Origin of the sequence: Streptomyces mesophilus, from assembly GCF_011044995.1 — a bacterium.
Taxonomy (GTDB): domain Bacteria; phylum Actinomycetota; class Actinomycetes; order Streptomycetales; family Streptomycetaceae; genus Streptomyces; species Streptomyces mesophilus.
Genome location: NZ_JAAKZW010000003.1, coordinates 127,867 through 149,179, shown reverse-complemented (window position 1 = coordinate 149,179; position 21,313 = coordinate 127,867). Strand labels below are relative to the sequence as shown.

Here is a 21,313-nt window from a genome sequence, read left to right as displayed (position 1 = left end):
CGCGAGGGACTGGCGCTCCACGATGTCCAGAACGGCGGGACGCAGGGCCGCTTCCATGGGCGGGTGCCCTCTGCGCAGCGCACGGCGAGTCGACGCCGCAGCATCGCTTCGTCCAGGTGCTCGGCGCGCTTGTCGGTCATCGACTCCGGCGACCCCACTGCGGCCGCCGCCCCCTCCGACGTTGCGGCGCGACAGGCATCGCGTACCCCTCGGCGCGCGCCTCATGGGTCGGCCGCAGAAGGCATCCGCACCGGCGGAGGGGCTTCTCAGCCTTCAGCCGGCGACGGTCCAGGAGTCCTTTCCCGTGAGCAGTACGGCAAGGTCGCCCTTGCCGTACTGCTCGATGGCGGTGTCGAGTTGGTCGGACATGAGGGTGTCGTAGACCGGGCGGTCGGTGGAGCGGAAGACGCCGATCGGGGTGTGGTGCAGGGTGTCGGGGTCGGCCAGGCGCGAGAGCGCGAACGCGGTGGTGGGGGACGCGGAGTGCGCGTCGTGCACCAGGATCTGCGACTGGTTGGCCTCGGTGACGTCGACGACCTTGAGGTCACCGGTCAGCGAGTCCCGTACGACGCCCTTGGCGCCGTCGACGCCGAAGCGGATCGGCTGGCCGTGTTCCAGGCGGATCACGGCTTCTTCGGCCTGCTGCTTGTCCTTCAACACCTCGAAGGCGCCGTCGTTGAAGATGTTGCAGTTCTGGTAGATCTCCACCAGCGCGGTGCCCGGGTGGGCGGCCGCCTCCCGCAGCACCGACGTGAGGTGCTTGCGGTCGGAGTCCACCGTCCGCGCGACAAAGCTGGCCTCGGCGCCGATCGCAAGCGACACCGGGTTGAAGGGTGCGTCGAGCGAGCCCATCGGTGTCGACTTGGTGATTTTGCCGACTTCGGAGGTGGGCGAGTACTGGCCCTTGGTGAGTCCGTAGATCCGGTTGTTGAACAGCAGGATCTTCAGGTTCACGTTGCGGCGCAGGGCGTGGATGAGGTGGTTGCCGCCGATGGAAAGTGCGTCGCCGTCTCCGGTGACGACCCAGACGCTCAAGTCCCGGCGGGAGGAGGCGAGTCCGGTGGCGATGGCGGGGGCGCGTCCGTGGATGGAGTGCATCCCGTAGGTGTTCATGTAGTACGGGAAGCGGCTCGAGCAGCCGATGCCCGAGACGAAGACGATGTTCTCCTTGGCGAGCCCGAGCTCGGGCATGAAGCCCTGCACGGCGGCGAGCACCGCGTAGTCACCGCAGCCGGGGCACCAGCGCACTTCCTGATCGGACTTGAAGTCCTTGGTGGCGAGCGGTACTTCGGAGCGGGGTATCAGGGACAGCGCCTCAGCGGGCATCCTCGGCCTCCTGGATGGCGGTCGCGAGCTGCTCGGCTTTGAAGGGCATGCCGTTGACCTGGGTGAAGGACATGGTCTCGGTCAGGTACCGGGCGCGGATGAGGGTCGCGAGCTGGCCGAGGTTCATCTCCGGGATCAGCACGCGGTCATACGCCCCCAGTACGCGGCCGAGGTTGCGTGGGAAGGGGTTGAGATGGCGCAGGTGCGCCTGGGCTACTCGGCCGCCTTGGGCTCGCACTCGCCGTACGGCAGCGGTGATCGGGCCGTACGTAGAGCCCCAGCCGAGCACGAGCAGTTTCGCTTCGCCGGTGGGGTCGTCGACTTCGAGGTCGGGGACTTGGATGCCGTCGATCTTGGCTTGGCGGGTGCGGACCATGAAGTCGTGGTTGGCCGGGTCGTAGGAGATGTTGCCCGTGCCGTCCTGCTTCTCGATCCCGCCGATACGGTGCTCCAGACCCGGGGTGCCGGGGATCGCCCACGGCCGGGCGAGGGTCTCCGGGTCGCGCTTGTAGGGCCAGAAGACTTCGGTGCCGTCGTCCAGGGTGTGGTTGGGGCCCTGGGCGAACTGGGTGCGCAGGTCCGGGAGTTCGTCGACCTCGGGGATCCGCCACGGCTCCGAGCCGTTCGCCAAATAACCGTCGGACAGCAGGAAGACGGGGGTGCGGTAGGTCAGCGCGATCCGGGCCGCTTCGATCGCCGCGTCGAAGCAGTCGGCCGGGGTCTGCGGCGCGACGATCGGCACCGGCGCCTCACCGTTACGGCCGTACATCGCCTGCAGCAGATCGGCCTGCTCGGTCTTCGTCGGCAACCCCGTGGACGGCCCACCACGCTGGATGTCCACGATCAACAACGGCAGTTCGAGACTGACGGCCAGGCCGATGGTCTCGGACTTGAGCGCCACACCCGGACCGGACGTGGTGGTCACCGCCAGCGAGCCGCCGAAAGCCGCACCCAAAGCCGCACCGATACCCGCGATCTCATCCTCGGCCTGGAACGTGCGCACACCGAAGTTCTTGTGCTTGGACAGCTCGTGCAGGATGTCCGAGGCCGGCGTGATCGGGTACGAGCCCAGGTACAGCGGCAGATCCGCCTGCTTGCCCGCCGCCACCAGACCGTAGGACAGCGCCAGGTTCCCGGAAATATTGCGGTAGGTGCCCGTCGGGAACGCCTTCGCCGCCGGCAACACCTCATAGGAGACCGCGAAGTCCTCGGTGGTCTCACCGAAGTTCCAGCCCGCCCGGAACGCCGCCAGATTCGCCTTCATGATCTCGGGCTTCTTGGCGAACTTCTGCTTCAAAAACGTCTCGGTGCCGTCGGTCGGACGGTGATACATCCACGACAGCAGCCCGAGCGCGAACATGTTCTTACTGCGGCCCGCGTCCTTACGCGAAAGGTCGAACTCCTTGAGCGCCTCGACCGTCAGCGTCGTCAGCGGCACCGGATGCACGCTATAGCCGTCCAGCGAACCGTCGTCCAGCGGGTTGGTGTCGTAACCGACCTTCTGCATCGCCCGCTTGGTGAATTCATCGGTGTTCACGATGACCTCCGCACCACGCGGAACATCACCGATATTCGCCTTCAACGCGGCCGGGTTCATCGCCACCAACACGCTCGGCGCATCACCGGGGGTGAGGATGTCGTGATCGGCGAAGTGCAGCTGGAAGCTGGACACACCCGGCAGCGTGCCGGCAGGGGCACGAATCTCGGCCGGGAAGTTCGGCAGCGTCGAAAGGTCGTTGCCGAACGATGCCGTCTCCGAGGTGAAGCGGTCACCCGTCAGCTGCATACCGTCGCCGGAGTCGCCCGCGAACCGGATGATCACCCGGTCCAGACGACGGACTTCCTTGACGGGCTGCTCTGTCTTGACGGGCTGCTCTGTCTTGGCGGACAGCTCTGTCGCTGTCGGTGCGGAGGCAAGGGTTTCCACGGACATGCGCGTGTCGGCTCCTGTCGTCACTGGGGCTGGTTCCCGTGCTTGCGGGAAGGCTGCGTCACGTACTTGGTGCGCAGCACGGCGAGCGCGTCGATGAGCCGGACGCGGGTCTCCGCAGGGTCGATCACGTCGTCCACCAGGCCGCGTTCGGCTGCGTAGTAGGGGTGCATGAGCCGGTCGCGGTACTCCTTGATGTGCTGGCGGCGAGCGGCTTCGGGGTCGTCCGCGGCCGCGATCTCGCGCCGGAAGACCACACCCGCGGCGCCCTCCGCGCCCATCACCGCGATCTCGTTGCCGGGCCAGGCCAGCGAGATGTCCGAGCCTATGGAGCGCGAGTCCATGACGATGTACGCACCGCCGTAGGCCTTGCGCAGGATCACCGAGACGCGGGGAACGGTGGCGTTGCAGTACGCGTAGAGCAGTTTCGCGCCGTGCCGGATGATGCCTCCGTGCTCCTGGTCGACGCCGGGCAGGAATCCCGGTACGTCCACCAGGGTCACCAGGGGGATGTTGAACGCGTCGCAGAACTGCACGAACCGGGCCGCCTTCTCGCTGCCCTTGATGTCGAGGACACCGGCCAGGGCCACGGGCTGGTTGGCGACGATGCCGACGACATGGCCGTCGAGGCGGGCCAGGGCGCACACCACGTTCGGGGCCCAGGCCTCGTGCACCTCGAAGAACGCACCGGAGTCGACGCACTCCGCGATGACCGCGCGCATGTCGTACGCACGCTTCTGTTCCGACGGCACCAGCTCGCGCAGCGCCGGGGTGAGACGGCCCGGCCGGTCGGCGCAAGGCTCCGCGGGCGGCTGCTCGCGGTTGTTGGAGGGCAGGAAGGAGAGCAGATAGCGCACGTCCGCGAGGCAGCTCGCCTCGTCGTCGTAGGCGAACGCGGCGACCCCGGAGAGCGTGGTGTGGGCGTGGGCTCCGCCCAGTTCGTCATGGCTGATCTGCTCACCCGTGACGGCCTCCACCACATCGGGGCCGGTGATGAACATCTGGGCGGTGCCCCGCACCATGAACACGAAGTCGGTCAGTGCGGGCGAGTAGGCGGCGCCGCCCGCGCAGGGGCCCAGCATGACGCTGATCTGCGGGATGACCCCGGAGCTGCGGACGTTGCGCTGGAAGATCCCGCCGTAGCCGGCCAGCGCGGTCACGCCTTCCTGGATGCGGGCGCCGGCGCCGTCGCACAGCCCCACGAGCGGTGCGCCGGCCCGGGAGGCCATGTCCATGATCTTGTGGATCTTCTCGGCGTGCGCCTCGCCGAGGGAGCCGCCGAAGATCCTGAAGTCATGGGCGTAGGCGAAGACGGGGCGGCCGAACACCTCGCCCCAGCCGGTCACCACACCGTCGGTGTACGGGCGCCGGTCCTCCAGGCCGAAGCCGCTCGCCCGGTGTCTGCGCAGGCCCTCGACCTCGGTGAACTTTCCGTCGTCGAAGAGGAGTTGGAGTCGTTCGCGGGCGGTGAGCTTGCCTTTGGCGTGCTGCGTCCGGGTGGCCCGGTCACTCGGACCGCGCCGCATGGCGGCACGGACAGCCTCGAGTTCATCGACCGTGCCGCGCTGCTGCCCGACCGGAGCGTCGTCCAGGGCGGTCATGGGAGGGTCCCTTCCGGTCGTCGTGAAGACCGCATGGCGCATGGGTCTCGTGATGATCCGGCGGCCAGCTTCTGCCATGCGGCTAGAAGGCGGTTCGAGCTTTGGACGACAACGGCTCATGCCTCGACCGCCGCTCGAGCCGTACGCGAGTGTGCGTCGAGACGCCCCTGGCAGGCTCGCCCGCGTGAGCTCCGGCGGGATCGGTGATGAGCCTCACCGAGTCCTCGACCGCCCGCCGGCCGCATGCCATCCCCCACGGGCGTCCGCTGGGCTTCCTCGCCCACCTGTGCGCCCGGCAAGACAAGGAGCCCTCATGTCGCCCACGCTCGACGACCAGGACAAGCTCGTGCTGCGCAATGCCGCGTACGGAGCGGTCACGCTGATGGCGGCCGCCGCCGGCGCCGACTCGCCCCACAAAGTGGCTACGCAGGGCAGCATCGCCCTGACGTCCGCGACCGGTCTGGTCGGTCATGTCCTGGCGGAGAAGAGCCAGGTCGGTGACCTGAGCGGCAAGTCGGCCGCCGAGATCGCCGACCGCGTCCTGCCCGCGCTGACGCGGTCGATGGAACTGCTCAAGGAGCAGGTCCCCGAGGAGGCCGAGAACTTCCGCGGCACCGTCCTGGTCGCGGTCGAAGCCTCCGCCCGTACCGGCAAGGGCGAACCGCAGCCCACGCTCACCGCGATGAGCCAGAAGATCACCCAGGCGCTCGACGCTGCCTGACAGCCGTCCCGCCGGCGGGACATGACGTCCGTCGGCGGCTGCGGACAGCCCGGCGTGCGCCGGGCTGTCCGGGCACCTGAGTGCCTTGAACGACCGATACCCGTGCGTGAACGTGAGCTGACGACGTGACAGGGCGAGGCGACTGAAGGGCAACGACGTGGGAGACACCGGTATGGACACCGATGTGATCGTCGCGGGCGCCGGGCCCACGGGCCTGATGCTCGCCTGCGAGCTGCGGCTCGCGGGCGTCGACGTGGTGGTGCTGGAGCGGCTGCCGCAGCGCTCGGGCGAATCGCGGGCCGGCGGGATCCACTCCCGCACCCTGGAGATCCTCGACCAGCGCGGCATCGTGGACCGGTTCCTCGCCGAGGGCGATCTGCAGCCGGTCGGTCACTTCGCGGGCCTCTACCTCGACTTCGACGAGTCGGAGTCCCGCCACCCGTACCCGCTGATGATCCTGCAGTCCGACATCGAGCGGATCCTGGAGGAGTGGGCCGGCGAGCTCGGCGTACGAGTGCTGCGCTCGAGCGAGATATGCGGTCTCGCGCAGGACGAGGACAGCGTGACCGTCGAGACACGCAGTCCCGCAGCCACGGGTCCGACGCTCACGGCCCGCTACCTGGTGGGCTGCGACGGCGGCCGGAGCGCCGTGCGCAAGCTGGCCGGTATCGGCTTCCCCGGCACCGAGGCGACGATGACGGCGCTGATCGGTGACGTCGAACTGCCCGAGCTGCCCGAGGACTACGTGTGGGTGCGCCGCACGCCCGGCGGCGACTACTCGGCGATCGCCTTCCAGCCCGGCTGGCACCGGGTGATCACCTCCGAGTTCGACCGGGTCGTGGACCGCGACGAGGAGGTCACCTTCGAGCAGTTGCGGGAGTCGATGATCCGGGTCGCCGGCACCGACTTCGGTATGCGCAACCCCCGTTGGGTCTCCCGCTTCAACGACGCGGCACGGCAGGCCGACCGTTACGTGGCCGGCCGGGTGCTGCTCGCGGGCGACGCGGCCCACATCCACTTCCCCGCCGGCGGGCAGGGCCTGAACATGGGCGTGCAGGACGCGGTCAACCTCGGCTGGAAACTGGCCGCGGTGGTGCGCGGCCAGGCACCACCGGCGCTCCTCGACAGCTACCACGCGGAACGCCATCCCGTCGCGGAACGCGTCCTTGCCAACACCCGGGCGCAGTCGGCGCTGGTGCGGCCGGGGCCGCAGACCGACGCGCTGCGTGAGGTGTTCGGCTCTCTGATCGTGTTCGACGACGTCAACCGGTATCTGCGCCATCTTCTGACGGCGCTCGACATCCGGTACCCGATCGACGGTGACCATCCGCTCGTGGGCCGCCGCGTCCCGGACGCCTGGCTCGACGACACCGAGGACGCCGAGCGCGTCTACGAACTGCTGCACTCGGGGCGGCCCGTGCTGCTCGCGTTGCGGGACGACACCGATCTGGCGCTGGTCGCCAAGGGCTGGTCCGACCGCGTCGACTTCGTCGAGGCGAGCAGCGGACAGGACTTGTGGAACGTGCCGGCCGTCGGCGACATCCCCCCTCCGGCCGCGCTGCTCGTACGGCCCGACGGCCATGTCGCCTGGGCGACCGCCGAGGACGCCGCGCCCGACCTGCCGGCACTGCGCAGCGCGCTCACGACGTGGTGCGGGCCGGCCCTGCAGGGCTGAGCGGCATCAGGCGACGAGGGGCGCGTACGAGGCGCGCGACGACGGCCACCGACGAAGGGACATCGCACGTGAACAGCACGTGGTTTCGACGCTTCACCAAGTCCACGGGCGGCGGGCCGCGGCTCGTGTGCTTCCCGCATGCCGGTGGCTCGGCCACGGCGTTCAAGGAACTGGCGCACCACCTGCCGAGCGCCTTCGACGTGCTGGCGGTGCAGTACCCGGGGCGCCAGGACCGCTTCCGCGAGGAGCCGTTCGCCGCTCTCGACCCGCTCGTGACCGCCCTGGCCGCGGAGTTGACCCGTGAACTGGCGGCCGACCCCGGCCGGCCCTACGCCTTCTTCGGTCACAGCATGGGCGCGCTCGTCGCGTTCGAGACCGCACGGATCCTGACCGCCGAACGCCGGCTGCCCGCCCCTGAACGGCTGTTCCTCTCGGGCCGGGGCGGGCCAGAGCACCGTGACGCCGCGTACGAGAAGTTCGACGACAAGGCGGTCCTCGATGACGTGCTCCGCCTCGGCGGAACCGACCAGGCCATGCTGGAGGACCCCGATCTCCTGGAGCTGGTGATGCCGGCGCTGCGGGCCGACTACCGGCTGCTCGGCGCGTACGAATGGGGCGGGGGCGAGCCGATCGGCGTGCCGGTGACCGCCCTGACCGGGGACAGCGACCCGATGACGACGGTCGAGGACGCCCGGACCTGGCAGCGGTACACGACTGGCGACTTCGCCCTCGGCGTCTTTCCCGGCGGCCACTTCTACCTCTTCGACCACCTGGAGAAGGTCGCCGCGGCGGTCACCGACGGGCTGCTCGCGGGGGCGGCCGCGGGCTGACAGCACCCGACGTACTCCGGCATACGTGAGCCCGGCGACCGAAGTTGTCGCCGGGCTCTGTGCTGTGCAGGGGCGCTTCGACCTTGCGTGGGGTCACAGGTTCCGCGAAGCCCGTGACCCCACGTCCGGCGCGGTCAGAGGACCGCGCCCTCCTTCGTACGGCGGCGCAGGCTCGGCCTGCTTGACTGGCCGAGGTCCTTCCACATGTCCGACAGGCCGGTGATGGTGCGCGCCGCGAACAGGCGCCGGATGGAGACCTCCTGACCCAGCTCCGACCGGATCAGGCCGACCAGCCGGATGGCGCGCAGCGAGTTGCCGCCGAGGTCGAAGAAGTCGTCGTCGATACCGACCCGGTCCAGCTCCAGTACGTCGGCGAAGGCTTCGGCCAGCTTGCGTTCCCGGTCGTTGCGCGGCGCACGGTAGGCGTCGTCGTCGAGCGCCGGGGCCGGCAGCGCCGCCCGGTCGAGGCGGCCCGCCGCGGTCACCGGCAGCCGGTCGAGCACCGTGAACACCGACGGCACCATGGACTCCGGCAGCCAGCCGGCGGCGAACCTGCGCAGTTCGTCGGCCGACAGCGACGTACCGGCCGATGCCACCACGTACGCCACCAGGCGCTGCTGTCCCTGGCCGTCCTCCTTGACCACGACGGCGCACTGGGCGATGCCGCTGTGCTCGCTCAGCACTTCCTCGACCTCGCCGAGTTCGACGCGTACGCCACGGACATCGGCGTGCGCGTCGGCCCGCGCGACGTACTCGAGGCGTCCGTCACTGCCCCAGCGCACCCGGTCGCCGGTGCGGTACATGACCGAACCGGCCGGGCCGAACGGGCAGGCCACGAAGCGCTGCGCGGTGGCGCCGGGCCGTCCGGGGTGGCCGCGCACCACGCCGAGGCCGGCCACGTACAGCTCGCCGGTCACCCCGACGGGGACCGGGGACAGGCCGGGGCCGAGGACGTACAGGGCCGTGTTGTCCATCGGGCGGCCGACCGTGCCCGCGTGCCGCACCGGTTCGTCCGCCGCGAGCCGGTGGCAGGCGGCGAACACGGTGGCGGCGGTCAGCCCGTGGCCGTGGACGATGGTCAGTTCGGGGCAGGCTTCCCGGACCCTGCGCAGCGCGGCCGCGGACACCCGGTCGCCGCCGGTCCACACCTCGCGCAGCCCGGCGAAGGACGCGGGCCGCTCGGCGGCGATCGTGGAGAACTGGGCGGCGGGCAGCCACAGCGCGGTGATGCCGTGCTCCTGGCGGGCTCGGTCCAGGCCGTCGCCGCCGAGTTCGCCGGCGGGGGCCAGGACCACGCGGCCGCCGCTGAGCAGCGGCGCCCAGAACTCGAAGGCGAGGGCGTCGGAGGTGTGCGGGGTGTGCCACAGCACCGTGCCGGCGGCGGCCTCGCGCCAGTTGGCGTCCGCGAGGAAGCGTTCGAGGTTGCGGTGGGTGACGCCGAAGGGCTGCGCCGTGGCGGCGGTCGCGTCGTTCAGGACGGCCAGCAGGCTGTCCGGGTGGGGTGCGAGGGAGGTGCTGGGCGCGGCGTCCTGTGCGAGGAGATCGGTGAGGAGCAGCGCCGAGTCCCCCAGGCCGTCGCCCAGCCGTGCCGCCGTGGCCGTGTCGGTGAGCAGGGCGGACACGGCGGTCTCGCCGAGCTGTGCGCCGATGCGTTCCGCGGGGGCCGACGCGTCGACGGGGAGATACGCCGCGCCTGCCTTCACGACGCCGAGCAGTGCGACGGCGAGGTCCGCCGAGCGGGGCAGGGCGAGCGCCACGACACGGTCGGGGCCGATGCCCCGGCCGCTCAGCGCCCCGGCTATCCGGCCGGCCTTCTCGTCCAGTTCGCGGTAGGTCAGGGTGGTGTCCCCGTCGACCAGGGCGACGGCATCGGGGTGCTGCTCAACCTGCCGGGCGAACAACTGCGGAGCGGTCAGGCCCGCCGGCGGTACCTCAATGCCACGCGAGACCGCGAGAACCTTCTCGCGCTCGGCGCCGCCCAAGAGGTCGAAGGCGCCGACCGTCCGGCCGGGCTCGGCGACCGCGGCGCGGATGCAGGCGATCAACTCCTCCCCGATGAAACGGAGTTCGGCCCGGTGGTAGAGGCGGGAGGGGGCGTCGAGCCGGATGAACAGGTCGCTGTCGGGACTGCCGTCGGTGTAGACGCCGATGGACAGTTCCTCGAAGGTGCCGGTCGTGGCGCCCGCGTAGCGCGCCGGGCTGTCGCCGAAGTGCAGCTGGTCGACGAACTCCACGACGTTGACGACGGCACCGTAACTGCCGCGGCCGCTCAGCGTGGTGCCGGCCGCCCGCTGGATGTCGGAGTAGTGGCAGGCGGTGTGGTCGAAGATCTCGTACGTCTCGTCCACCAGCGCCTCGGCGGTGTCGGCGAACGTCGCGTCCAGGCCGATCCGGGCACGCACCGGCACCACGTTCACCGCGAGGCCGGGGGTCCTGCTCGCCACGCCGACGCGGTTGCCGACGGCGAGCGAAAGCAGGAACTCCGGGCGCTCGCAGCGGTGGCGCAGGTAGGCCGCGGTGGCCGCGGTCAGGAGCTGCGACATCCACAGGCCCAGGGACTGGGCGGTCTGCGTCCAGGTGTCGGCCTCGGCGCGCGGCACGGTCAGCGTGCGGCTCACCATGCCGATCGTCTCGGCCACTTCCGACCACTGGTCGGCGCTGGAGAGCGGTTCGGACAGTTCGGCGCGCTGGGCGTCGGACAGGGCGACCCGCGGGATCTGGGCGGGCGGCGGCGCGTCCTTGAGATAGCCGCGCCAGAACTCCGAGTCCTCGGCGAACTTCGCCGAGGCCAGGTACTGCGTGGCTTCGTTCGCGAACGACTCGGCGTCCCAGGGGTGCGCGAGTTCGGGCACGGCCTCGCCGCGGACGAGCGCCGTGTACACCTCGGCGAGTCGCTTGGAGAGCAGACCGCCCGCGCCGAAGCCGTCGGAGATCAGGTGGTGGTAGGCGATGACGAGCAGGGAGCGGCTCTCGCCCAGGCGGACCACGCCGAGGCGGAACAGCAGGTCCTTCGTCAGGTCGAAGGGCTCCCGGACCAGGTCGGCCATGGCGTCGCGGGCCGCCTGCTCGGGGTCGGGCTCGGAGCCGAGGTCGAGGAAGAAGGGCCCCCAGTCGCCGAGTTCGCGAGGGACCAGGCGCAAGGCGCCGTCCCGTTCGACGAAGTTGACGCGCAGCACCTCCGCCTCGCCCATCACGCGCAGGAGCGCGGACCGGATGAGCTCCATGTTCAGCTCACCGTCCACGTCCCACATGGTCAGCGCGTGGTTCGGGGTGTCAGGAGCCATCTCCTGCGCCCGCCACATGCCCTTATGCGCAGACGACGCGCCGAACGAACGCACACGAATCAACCCCTCGACAAGAAAGCCTGGTTGCGGGCGAAATGAGCAGAGCCCCACGCCCATGGTCATGGGCGGTGAGGGGCCGTTCAACACACCTTGAGGTCCGGCGGGACACTGCGCCGGCGGGCTTGCGGTGTCCCGCCGGCGAGACCTTGGGATGTCCCGCCGGCGAGACGGCGAGCGGCGTGGAGCTAGGTGGCCGAGCAGGTCACGATGTGCTCGGCGATCAGCCGCGGTGACGGGTGACGCAGCACCACGTTCGGCTTCAGCTTGATTCCGGTCGACGCGGCCAGGCGCTTGCTGAGCTCCACGGACAGCAAGGAGTCGAAGCCGAGGTCCTTGAACTCCTGGTCGGCGCCGACCGATTCACTGCTGGAGTGGCCCAGGACGACGGCGACCTTTGTGAGGACGTGATCGAGCGCCAGGGCCCGCGCGTCCTGGCCGGTCAGCGTGGCGATCCGCCGCGACAGAGGGACGTCCTCCTGCACGGGCACCTGCGGAACGGCTGCTTCCGCCTCCGGTACGGGCGCCTGCGCGGAGCTGAGCCAGTAGCGGCGCCGTTGGAACGCGTACGTGGGAAGGTCCACACGCCGTCGCTCGCCGAGCAGCGCCGTGAAGTCCACGGAGCCGCCCGCGGCATGGAGCGCCGACAGCGAACCGAGCAGGGCTTCCGTCTCGGCGCGGCCGCGCCGCGTCGAGGACAGCACCAGCGAACCCCCGGCGTCCCCCACGACACTCTCGACGGTGTCCTGCACCGGCATGGTGAGCACGGGGTGCGGGCTCATCTCGATGAACACCCGGTAGCCGTCCTCGGCCATGTGCCGTACTGAGGATTCGAACCGGACCCTCTCGCGCAGGTTCGTGTACCAGTAGGCGCCGTCCAGGCCCGCGGTGTCGAAGAGCGCGCCGTGCAGGGTCGAGTAGAACGGCAGGCGCGAGGTGACCGGGGCGAGGTCGCCCACCGCGGCGAGCACGTCGTCGCGTACCCGGTCGACGTGCTGCGAGTGCGAGGCGTACTCGACCTTGATCCGCGAGGCCTGGGAGCCGTCGGCCTTCAGCGCGGCCACGAACTCGTCCAGGGCGTCCGGCTCACCGGACACCACCACGGAGCGGGGGCCGTTGACGACGGCGACACTGATGCGGTCGCCGAACGGGGCCAGCTTCGCCTCGACCACGTCCAGTGGCTCGGCCACCGACGCCATCGAGCCGTGGCCGATGAGTCCCGTCAGGGCCTGGCTGCGCCGCGCCACGACCTTGGCGGCCTCCCGCAGCGACAGCGCGCCGCAGACGTGGGCGGCCGCGATCTCGCCCTGACTGTGGCCCACCACCGCGGACGGTTCGACACCGAAGGAACGCCACAGGGCGGCCGTGGCCACCATCACCGAGAACAGCGCGGGCTGTACGACGTCGACCCGGTCGAGGCCCGGTGCGCCCGGTACCCCACGGATCACGTCGAGCAGGGACCAGTCCACCCACTCGGACAGGGCGGCCGCGCACGCGTCGAGGCTCTGCGCGAACACCGGGAAGGCGTCGTACAGTTCACGCCCCATTCCGGCCCACTGCGAGCCCTGGCCCGGGAATACGAAGGCCACGGGGCCGAGCTTGCCGGCCGCGCCCCGCACCACCGAGGCGGACTCCGTACCGAGGCCGAGCGCTTGGAGCCCGGCGGTCAACTCCTCGCGCCCGCGGCCGAGGACCACCGCGCGGTGCTCGAACGTGGAGCGGCTCGTCACCAGCGAGTGGCCCACGTCGGCGACGTCCAGGCCGGGGTCGGCGGCGACGAACTCCGCCAGCCTCGCCGCCTGTTCCTGGACGGCCTTGGCGCTCTTGGCGGACAGCACCCAGGGCACCACCCCGCCCGCGGCGGCGGTGGGTTCGGTGTCGGGCCGCCCCTGGTGCGGGGCTTCCTCTCGCGGGGCTTCCTCGAGGACGACGTGCGCATTGGTGCCGCTGACGCCGAACGAGGAGACAGCGGCCCTGCGCGGGCCCTGTCCGCGGGGCCACTCGCGGCCTTCGGCGAGGACCTCGACGGCGCCCGAGGACCAGTCGACGTGCCGCGAGACCTCGCCCACGTGCAGCGTTTTCGGCAGATGGCCGTGGCGCATCGCCATGACGGTCTTGATGACGCCGCCGACGCCGGCCGCGGCCATGGTGTGGCCGAGGTTGGACTTCAAGGATCCCAGCCATACGGGGCTGTCCTCGGCGCGGCCCTGCCCGTACGTCGCAAGGAGCGCGGTCGCCTCGATGGGGTCGCCCAGCTTGGTGCCGGTCCCGTGCGCCTCGACCAGGTCCACGTCGGCCGGCGTGAGCCCTGCGTCGGCGAGCGCCTTGCGGATCACCTTCTCCTGGGCGCGGCCGTTGGGTGCGGTCAGTCCGTTGCTGGCGCCGTCCTGGTTGACGGCCGATCCGCGGACGACGGCGAGGACCGGGTGGCCGTTGCGCCGCGCGTCCGAGAGCCGCTCCAGGAGCAGGACGCCCACTCCCTCCGCCCAGCCGGTCCCGTCGGCCCCGTCCGCGAACGCCTTGCAGCGCCCGTCGGGCGACAGGGCGCGCTGGCGGGAGAACTCCACGAACATCGCGGGCGTCGCCATCACCAGCGCACCGCCGGCCAGCGCCATCGAGCACTCCCCCGAGCGCAGCGCCTGTACGGCTTGGTGCAGGGCCACGAGCGAGGAGGAGCACGCCGTGTCCACCGACACCGCGGGCCCGGTCAGGCCGAGTTCGTACGCGACCCGGCCGGAGGCCACGCTCAGGGAGCTGCCGTACAGGAGGTAGCCCTCGAGGTCCTTGTCGCCGCCCTCCAGGAAGCGCCAGCCGTACTCGGTCGAGCTCACCCCGGTGAAGACGCCGATCTCCTCGCCGCGCACCTTCGCCGGGACGATGCCGGCGCGCTCGAAGACCTCCCAGGACGTCTCGAGGAGCAGCCGGTGGTGCGGGTCGACAGCCAGCGCCTCGCGCGGGCTGAGGTGGAAGAACTCCGCGTCGAAGCCCGCGACATCGTCCAGGAAGCCGCCCTGGCGGGTGTACGCGGTGCCCCGGGTGTCCGGGTCGGCGTCGTACACGTCGCGCCAGCCGCGGTCCGTCGGGAAGTCGCCCATGACGTCGCGGCCTTCGCGCACCAGCTTCCACAGGTCCTCGGGCGAGCTCACGCCGCCGGGGTAGCGGCAGGCCATGGAGACCACGGCGATCGGCTCGTGGCGGCGGGCCGTCAGCTGCTCGTTCTCCTGCCGCAGACGGTCACGCTCCTCGAGCAGGGTGCGCAGGGCCCGCTGGATCCGGTCGTCGCTCCCGCCCGCCGTACGTCCGGCCGGGCCGGTCACATCGCCCATCAGTTGTCCTCCAGAGCCAGCTCGACCAGGGAATCCAGGTCCAGGTCCGACAGTTCGTCCGCGAGGGCCGCCTCGGCCGGTGCGGTCAGGGCGGCGGATCCGTGCGGTGCGGCCCGGTCGCCGGTTCCGTCCGGTCCTGCCAGTGCGAGGACCTGCTCCAACAGGCCCGCGCCGCGCAGGCTTTCGACCGACACCGTGCTCAGCAGCTCGCGCAGGTGCGCCTCGTCGGCCTCGCCCGCCGCCTCGTCCGCGGCGGCCGGTTCGGTCGCCGGGCGCAGCAGACCCGACAGGTGCTCGGCGAGTTCGCGCGGTGTCGGATAGCTGAAGACGAGGGTGGAGGCCAGGCGCAGGCCGGTCGACGCGGCCAGCAGGTTGCAGAGTTCGACGGCGGTCAGCGAGTCGAAGCCGAGCTGGGTGAACTGCTGGTCGACGTCGATGCCCGCACCGGATGCGTGGCCGAGTACGACGGCGACCTGCTCGCTCATCCACTCCAGGAGCACCTGGCCCGCCTCGTCGGCCGGCAGGGCCGCCAGCCGTTCGGCGAGGCCCGCCGGCGCGGAGTCCTTGGACGTGGTCGCCTTGGCGCGCCGGGGGCGGGCCGATGCGGCCAAGTCCCGTAGCAGTGACGGCAGTTCCTCCGCGGGCCTGTTCCGCAGGGGCGTGAGGTCGACGCGGGCCGGGACCAGCGCGGGACTGCCGTGCGCGTACGCCGCGTCGAACAGCGCCAGTGCGTCGGCGTTCGTCATCGGGGCGATGCCGAGGCGGCGCAGCCGCGACAGGTCGGCCGCCGCGAGCTCGTCGGCCATGCCTCCGCTCTCGGACCACCATCCCCAGGCCAGCGAGCGGGCGGGCAGCCCGTCGGCGCGGCGCTGGACGGCCAGGGCGTCCAGGAAGGTGTTGGCGGCGGTGTAGGCGGCCTGGCCGCCATTGCCGATCTGGCCCGCGTATGCGGAGAACTGGATGAACGCCGACAGGGCGTGCCCGCGCGTCAGTTCGTGCAGGTGCAGGGCGCCGCCCGCCTTGGCCGCGAGCGCTTGGCCGATGCTGTGCGAGGTCAGCGTCTCGAGTGTGCCGTCGGCCAGGACGCCGGCCGCGTGCACCACCGCGGTGAGCGGATGGTCGCCGGGCACACAGGCGAGCAGCCGGGCCACGGCGTCGCGGTCGGCGACGTCGCAGGCCACAACCCGCACCTGTGCTCCCGCGGCCCGCAGATCGGCGGCGAGCCGGTCCGCGCCCTCGGCGTCGGGACCGGAACGACTGGCCAGCAACAGGCTGCGTACGCCATGTTCGGCGACCAGGTGCCGGGCGACGATCGAGCCCACTCCCCCGGTGGCGCCGGTCACCAGTACGGTGCCGCCACCGAAGCCGCCGCCGATCTCCAGGACCAGCTTGCCGACGTGCCGGCCCTGGCTCATCTCGCGGAAGGTGCGGCGGGCGTCGCGGATGTCGGACACCGTGAGCGGGTTGAGCTCGATGTGGCCGTCGGCGAACAGCTCCATGACGGCCCGGAACATGTCCTGGAGGGCGTCCGGGCCGGTCGCGTACAGGTCGAAGGCCTCGTAGTGGACGCCAGGGTGGTCCGCGGCCACCTGCTCGGGGTCGCGGATGTCGGTCTTGCCCATCTCGACGAAGTGCCCGCCGCCGGGCAGCAGTGTCAGGGAGGCGTCGACGAACTTGTGGGCAAGGGAGTTGAGGACGACGTCCATGCCGCGCCCGCCGGTCGCGGCGCGGAACTTCTCCGCGAAGTCGAGGTCGCGCGAGGACGCGAGGTGGCTCTCGTCGATGCCGAGCGCCTTGAGCGCGGGCCACTTGGCGGGGCTCGCGGTGGCGTACACCTCGGCTCCGAGGTGCTGGGCGATCCGCACGGCGGCCATGCCGACGCCGCCGGCGGCCGCGTGGATGAGGACGCGTTGGCCCTTCGCAAGACCGGCCACACGCAGCAGTCCGTGGTACGCGGTGAGGAAGGTGCACGGCATGGACGCGGCCTGCGCGAAGCTCCACCCGTCGGGTACCGGCACGAGCATGCGGTGGTCCGCGATCGCGGTACGGCCGAACGCGCCGGAGAAGATGCCGGTGACCCGGTCGCCCGGGGCCAGGTCCGTCACGTCGTCGGCCACATCGAGCACGATGCCGGCGCCTTCGCTGCCGAGCCCGGCGTCGATGGCGGTCTCGTCGATGAGGCCCAACGCGATCGTCACATCGCGGAAGTTGAGACCCGCGGCCTGTACGGCGATCCGCACCTGCCCGGCGCTCAGGGGCGCCTCGACCTCGGGGCACTCCACCCAGGTCAGGTTCTCCAGGGTGCCCCTGGTGGGGATGCCGAGCCGGTGGGCGCCGGACGCGGGGGGCTCGATGCGCTGCTCGTCGGGGGCGGCCACGGCCAGGCGCGGCACGCTCACCTCGCCCTCGCGCAGGGCCAGTTGGGGCTCGTCGGCGGCGAGGGCGTCGGGCAGCCGGGCCCAGGAGCTCTCGGCGTCGTCGAGGTCGACGAGCCGGAAGCGGCCAGGGTGCTCGATCTGGGCGCTGCGGATCAGGCCCCACACGGACGCGCCGGGCAGGGAGGCGAGGCGCTCGCCCCCGCCGGTGTCCTGGGCGAGGCGGGTCACGACCACCAAGGTGGTGGCGTCGAAGGCGGGTTCGGTGAGGAACTCCTGGACACGTTCGAGCACGTACGTGTCCGCTGCGGCGACCGCGGTGAGCACGTCGGCGTCGGCGGGCACCAAGTCGTCCAGGCACAGAACGAGGTGACTGGGCGCGTTCGTCGTGGGCACCGCGTCCAGCGAGGCGTGCAGTGCGGCGCGGTCGCCGCCTGCGGCGAGCACCCGGGCGGCCGAGCCCGCAGCGGTGCCGAGGACGGCGAGGCTCCCGTCGAAGGCCGCGTCGCTCTCGTACGGCCGCCACCGCACCTCGTACAGCGGAAGTGCCTGGCCGCCGCGGGCCGAGCGGACCTGTGCGGCGACGGCCGGCCGGAAGGTGAGGGCCGCGACCGTGGCTAGGTGCGCGCCGTGCTCGTCGGCGACGGCCAGGGAGATGCGGTCCTCGCCGGTGCGGCGCAGGCGCACCCGTACGGTGGTGCCCGCCGCGCGCCCGGAAGGTTCGACTCCGGACCAGGCGAAGGGCATCCGGCCCTGGTCTCCGGTCACTTCGATGAAGCCGCCGACGATCGAGGCGTGCAGGACGGTGTCCATGAGCGCCGGGTGCAGCACGAACCCGTCGGCCGGGGCCTCGGCGTCCTGCGGAAGCGTGGCGAGGGCGAAGAGGTCGTCACCGTGGCGCCAGACCTCGCGCAGCCCGCGGAAGGCCGGGCCGTAGTCGAAGCCGGCGTCGGCGAAGTGGTCGTAGAGGGTGTCGAAGGCGAGCCGCTCGGCCCCGGCGGGCGGCCACGCGGCCGAGGCCGTGGAGTCGTCCCGGGTCTCGGAGTCGCCCGGGGCGAGGGTGCCCATGGCGTGACGCAGCCAGTTGCCCGGTTCGTCGTCCGTGCCGACCGGGCGGGCATAGACGTCGAGGCTGCGGCGGGCCCGGTCGTCGGCGGCGCCGACGACGACACGGACCTGGACGTCGCCCGACTCGGGCAGGATCAAGGGGACTTCGAGGGTGAGTTCCTCCAGGGCGGTGCATGCGACGTGCGCGCCGGCTGACAGCGCCAGGTCCATCAGGGCGGTGGCGGGGACGACGGTCTCACCGAACACGGTGTGGTCGGCGAGCCAGCCGTGGGTGCGCAGCGACCACAGGCCGGTGAGGACGGCTTCGCCGGTGCCGGGGTGCTCGACCAGCGCTCCGAGCATCGGGTGTGCGGGGTCGGCGAGGCCCGCGGAGGCGACGTCCGCCGACTCCTGTTCGGCCAGGAAGTCCAGCCAGTAGTGCTGGTGCTGGAAGGCGTAGGTGGGCAGGTCGACTCGGCGCCGCTTGCCGAACACGGCGGCGAAGTCCACCGAGGCGCCCCGTACGTGGAGTTCGGCCAGGGCGCCGAGCAGGGCCTGCGCGGCCGGGCGGTCGCGCCGGGCCGCGGGCAGGACCACGGCGTCGGTGACGTCCTGTGCGGCGAAGGCGTCCTTGGTGAGGCCGGTGAGGGTGGCGCCCGGGCCCACCTCGACGAAGATGTTCGCTCCCAGGGCGCGGGCGCACTCCACCGCGTCGTGGTAGCGCACCGGTTCGCGGACATGGCCGATCCAGTACGCGGCAAAGGACAGCTCCTGCGCCGTGACCTCGCGGCCCAGCCTGGTCGAGACGATGGGCACGGCCATCTCGCCCGGGGGCAGGGTGCCGAGCGCCGCCGCGAACTCGTCCAGGATCGGGTCCATGAGCGGGGAGTGGAAGGCGTGCTCGACCGGGAGCAGCTTCGCGGAGGTGCCCGCGTCGACGAGCCGGTCACGGATCGCATGGACCTGCTCGCGCAGGCCCGAGACCACAACGGACTCGGGGCCGTTGACCGCCGCGAGCCCGACCCGGTCGAACTCGGCGAGCAGCGGGGCGATGCCGGCCTCACCGGTGCGTACGGCGAGCATCGCGCCGGGTTCCGTGACGCTCTGCATGGTGCGTCCGCGGGCGGCCACGAGCCGGGTCGCGGTGTCCAGGTCCAGGATGCCGGAGACGTGGGCGGCGGCGATCTCGCCGACCGAGTGGCCCACGAGCCGGGCGGGCGGCGGGCAGACGGCTGTGAGCAGCCGGTACAGGCTGACCTGCAGGGTGAACAGGGCCGCCTGCGCGATGTCGGTGCGCTCGCGTCCGTCCGGCTCGTCGGTGAGCAGGAGGTCGCGCAGCGCGAAGGGCACATGGGAGTCGAAGCGGGCGCAGATCTCGTCGACGCTGCGGGCGAACACCGGGTAGGTGTCGTACAGCTCGCGGGCCGCACCGGCCCAGGGCGAGCCCTGGCCGGGGAACAGGAAGACCGTGCCAGCCGTTTCCGCGGCCGTGGCGGTGACCACGACGGGGGTGTTCGTACCGTCCGCGAGAGCGCTCAGCCCGCTGAGGAGTTCCTCGCGGTCACGGCCGAGGACCGCCGCGCGGTGTTCGAGGGCGCTGCGGCCCGCCGCCAGCGACCAGCCGACGTCGGCGAGGTCCAGGTCCTGGTCGGCGGCGGTGGTGGCGAAATCGTGGAGCTTGGCCGCCTGGGCGCGCAGGGCGGGCACCGACCGCGCGGACAGCACCCACGGCGTCCAGGGCGCCACATCGGTTCCGCAGTACGGGGGTTCGAGCTCTTCCTCGGGCTCGGGTTCCGGCTCGGGTGCCTGCTCCAGGACGACGTGCGCGTTGGTGCCGCTGACGCCGAAGGCCGACACTCCGGCCCGGCGCGGCCGGCCGTCCTGCGTGCCCCACTCGCGGGCCTCGGTGAGCAGTTCGACCGCGCCGGCCGACCAGTCCACGTGGCTGGAGGGGCGGTCCACGTGCAGCGTCTTCGGCAGGACGCCGTGCTCCATCGCCATGATCATCTTGATCAGGCCGGCGACGCCCGCCGCGGCCTGGGTGTGGCCGATGTTCGACTTGAGCGAGCCCAGCCACAGCGGGCTGCTGTCCTCGCGCCCCTGCCCGTAGGTGGCCAGGAGCGCACCTGCCTCGATGGGGTCGCCCAGCTTCGTACCGGTGCCATGCGCCTCCACCGCGTCCACATCGCCCGGCTGCAGCCGGGCGTTGGCCAGGGCGGCCTTGATGACGCGCTGCTGCGCGGGACCGCTCGGCGCGGTCAGTCCGTTGGAGGCGCCGTCCTGGTTGATGGCCGAGCCGCGGATGACCGCCCAGATGCGGCGGCCGTTGCGGCGCGCCTCGGAGAGCCGCTCGAGCACGAGCACGCCGACGCCCTCGGAGAATCCGGTGCCGTCGGCCGCGTCCGCGAACGCCTTGCACCGGCCGTCGTCGGACAGGCCGCGCAGCTTGGACATCTCCCGGAACACCTGCGGCATGCCGACGACGGTGACGCCGCCGGCGAGCGCGAGGGAGCACTCGTTCTGGCGCAGCGACTGCACCGCCTGGTGCACCGCCACCAGTGAGGACGAGCACGCGGTGTCCGTGGACAGCGAGGGACCCTCCAGGCCGAGGGCGTACGAGACCCGGCCGGAGGCCACGCTCAGGAGCGAGCCGATCTGCGCGTAGCCCGCGATGGACTCGGGGGTCTCGAAGTGGTTGCCGTAGCCGAAGTAGGCCAGGCCCGCGAACACCCCGGTGTCACTGCCGCGCAGGGAGTCGGGGTCGATGCCGGCACGCTCAAGGGACTCCCACGACGTCTCCAGGAGCAGGCGCTGCTGAGGGTCCGCGGCGGCGGCCTCACGCGGGCTGATCCCGAAGAACTCGGCGTCGAACTCCCCGGCGTCGTACAGGAATCCGCCCTTGCGCGTGGAACAGGAACCGGGTCGGTTCGGGTCGAACAGGGCCTCGAGGTCCCAGCCGCGGTCGTCGGGGAAGTCCGACATGACGTCCGCGCCCTGGTGCACCAGCTCCCACAGCTCCTCGGGCGAGGTGACACCGCCCGGGAAGCGGCAGGCGACGCCCACGACCGCGATCGGCTCGGCGGCGGCGTCGGTCAGTTCCTGCAGACGCTTGCGCGTCTCGAGCAGCTCGATCGAGGTCCG

The 21,313-nt window shown here is 71.7% G+C and carries 9 protein-coding genes; 3 read left to right on the top strand and 6 right to left on the bottom strand.

The genetic code is table 11. The annotated features are described in order from the left end of the window. Positions 1–273 precede the first annotated feature (273 nt). The 3 genes from G6045_RS02175 to G6045_RS02165 are packed head-to-tail and all read right to left on the bottom strand — an operon-like array spanning position 274 to position 4,857. Positions 274–1,326 (bottom strand): 2-oxoacid:ferredoxin oxidoreductase subunit beta, encoded by a 1,053-nt coding sequence (locus G6045_RS02175; protein WP_165330010.1) that lies wholly within the window; start codon positions 1,324–1,326, stop codon positions 274–276. Then, positions 1,316–3,259 (bottom strand): 2-oxoacid:acceptor oxidoreductase subunit alpha, encoded by a 1,944-nt coding sequence (locus G6045_RS02170; protein WP_235967434.1) that lies wholly within the window; start codon positions 3,257–3,259, stop codon positions 1,316–1,318. The genes G6045_RS02175 and G6045_RS02170 overlap by 11 nt, the downstream gene beginning before the upstream one ends. A gap of 20 nt (positions 3,260–3,279) precedes the next feature. After that, positions 3,280–4,857 (bottom strand): acyl-CoA carboxylase subunit beta, encoded by a 1,578-nt coding sequence (locus tag G6045_RS02165; protein WP_165330009.1) that lies wholly within the window; start codon positions 4,855–4,857, stop codon positions 3,280–3,282. Positions 4,858–5,170: 313 nt separating this feature from the next. Here G6045_RS02165 and G6045_RS02160 point away from each other — a divergent pair, with 313 nt between their 5' ends. The 3 genes from G6045_RS02160 (at position 5,171) to G6045_RS02150 (ending at position 8,083) form a co-directional block, all read left to right on the top strand. Then, on the top strand, positions 5,171–5,578 hold the full coding sequence (locus G6045_RS02160) for a hypothetical protein (protein ID WP_165330008.1): 408 nt from the start codon (positions 5,171–5,173) through the stop codon (positions 5,576–5,578). Positions 5,579–5,750: 172 nt separating this feature from the next. After that, positions 5,751–7,253 carry an FAD-dependent monooxygenase gene (locus tag G6045_RS02155; protein ID WP_165330007.1) on the top strand — a complete coding sequence of 501 codons (1,503 nt, stop codon included), beginning with the start codon at positions 5,751–5,753 and terminating at the stop codon, positions 7,251–7,253. A 68-nt stretch (positions 7,254–7,321) separates the two neighbouring features. Next, complete coding sequence (locus G6045_RS02150; protein ID WP_165330006.1) at positions 7,322–8,083, top strand: thioesterase II family protein; 762 nt, start codon at positions 7,322–7,324, stop codon at positions 8,081–8,083. A 134-nt stretch (positions 8,084–8,217) separates the two neighbouring features. Here G6045_RS02150 and G6045_RS02145 read toward each other — a convergent pair whose 3' ends face one another. The 3 genes from G6045_RS02145 to G6045_RS02135 all read right to left on the bottom strand — a co-directional run bounded on the left by G6045_RS02145 (position 8,218) and on the right by G6045_RS02135 (position 21,304). Further along, complete coding sequence (locus G6045_RS02145) at positions 8,218–11,484, bottom strand: non-ribosomal peptide synthetase (protein WP_165330039.1); 3,267 nt, start codon at positions 11,482–11,484, stop codon at positions 8,218–8,220. Between the two features lie 128 nt (positions 11,485–11,612). Next, positions 11,613–14,741 carry a type I polyketide synthase gene (locus tag G6045_RS02140; protein WP_408056289.1) on the bottom strand — a complete coding sequence of 1,043 codons (3,129 nt, stop codon included), beginning with the start codon at positions 14,739–14,741 and terminating at the stop codon, positions 11,613–11,615. Positions 14,742–14,749: 8 nt separating this feature from the next. Continuing rightward, positions 14,750–21,304 carry a type I polyketide synthase gene (locus G6045_RS02135; protein WP_456243466.1) on the bottom strand — a complete coding sequence of 2,185 codons (6,555 nt, stop codon included), beginning with the start codon at positions 21,302–21,304 and terminating at the stop codon, positions 14,750–14,752. Positions 21,305–21,313: the final 9 nt, after the last annotated feature.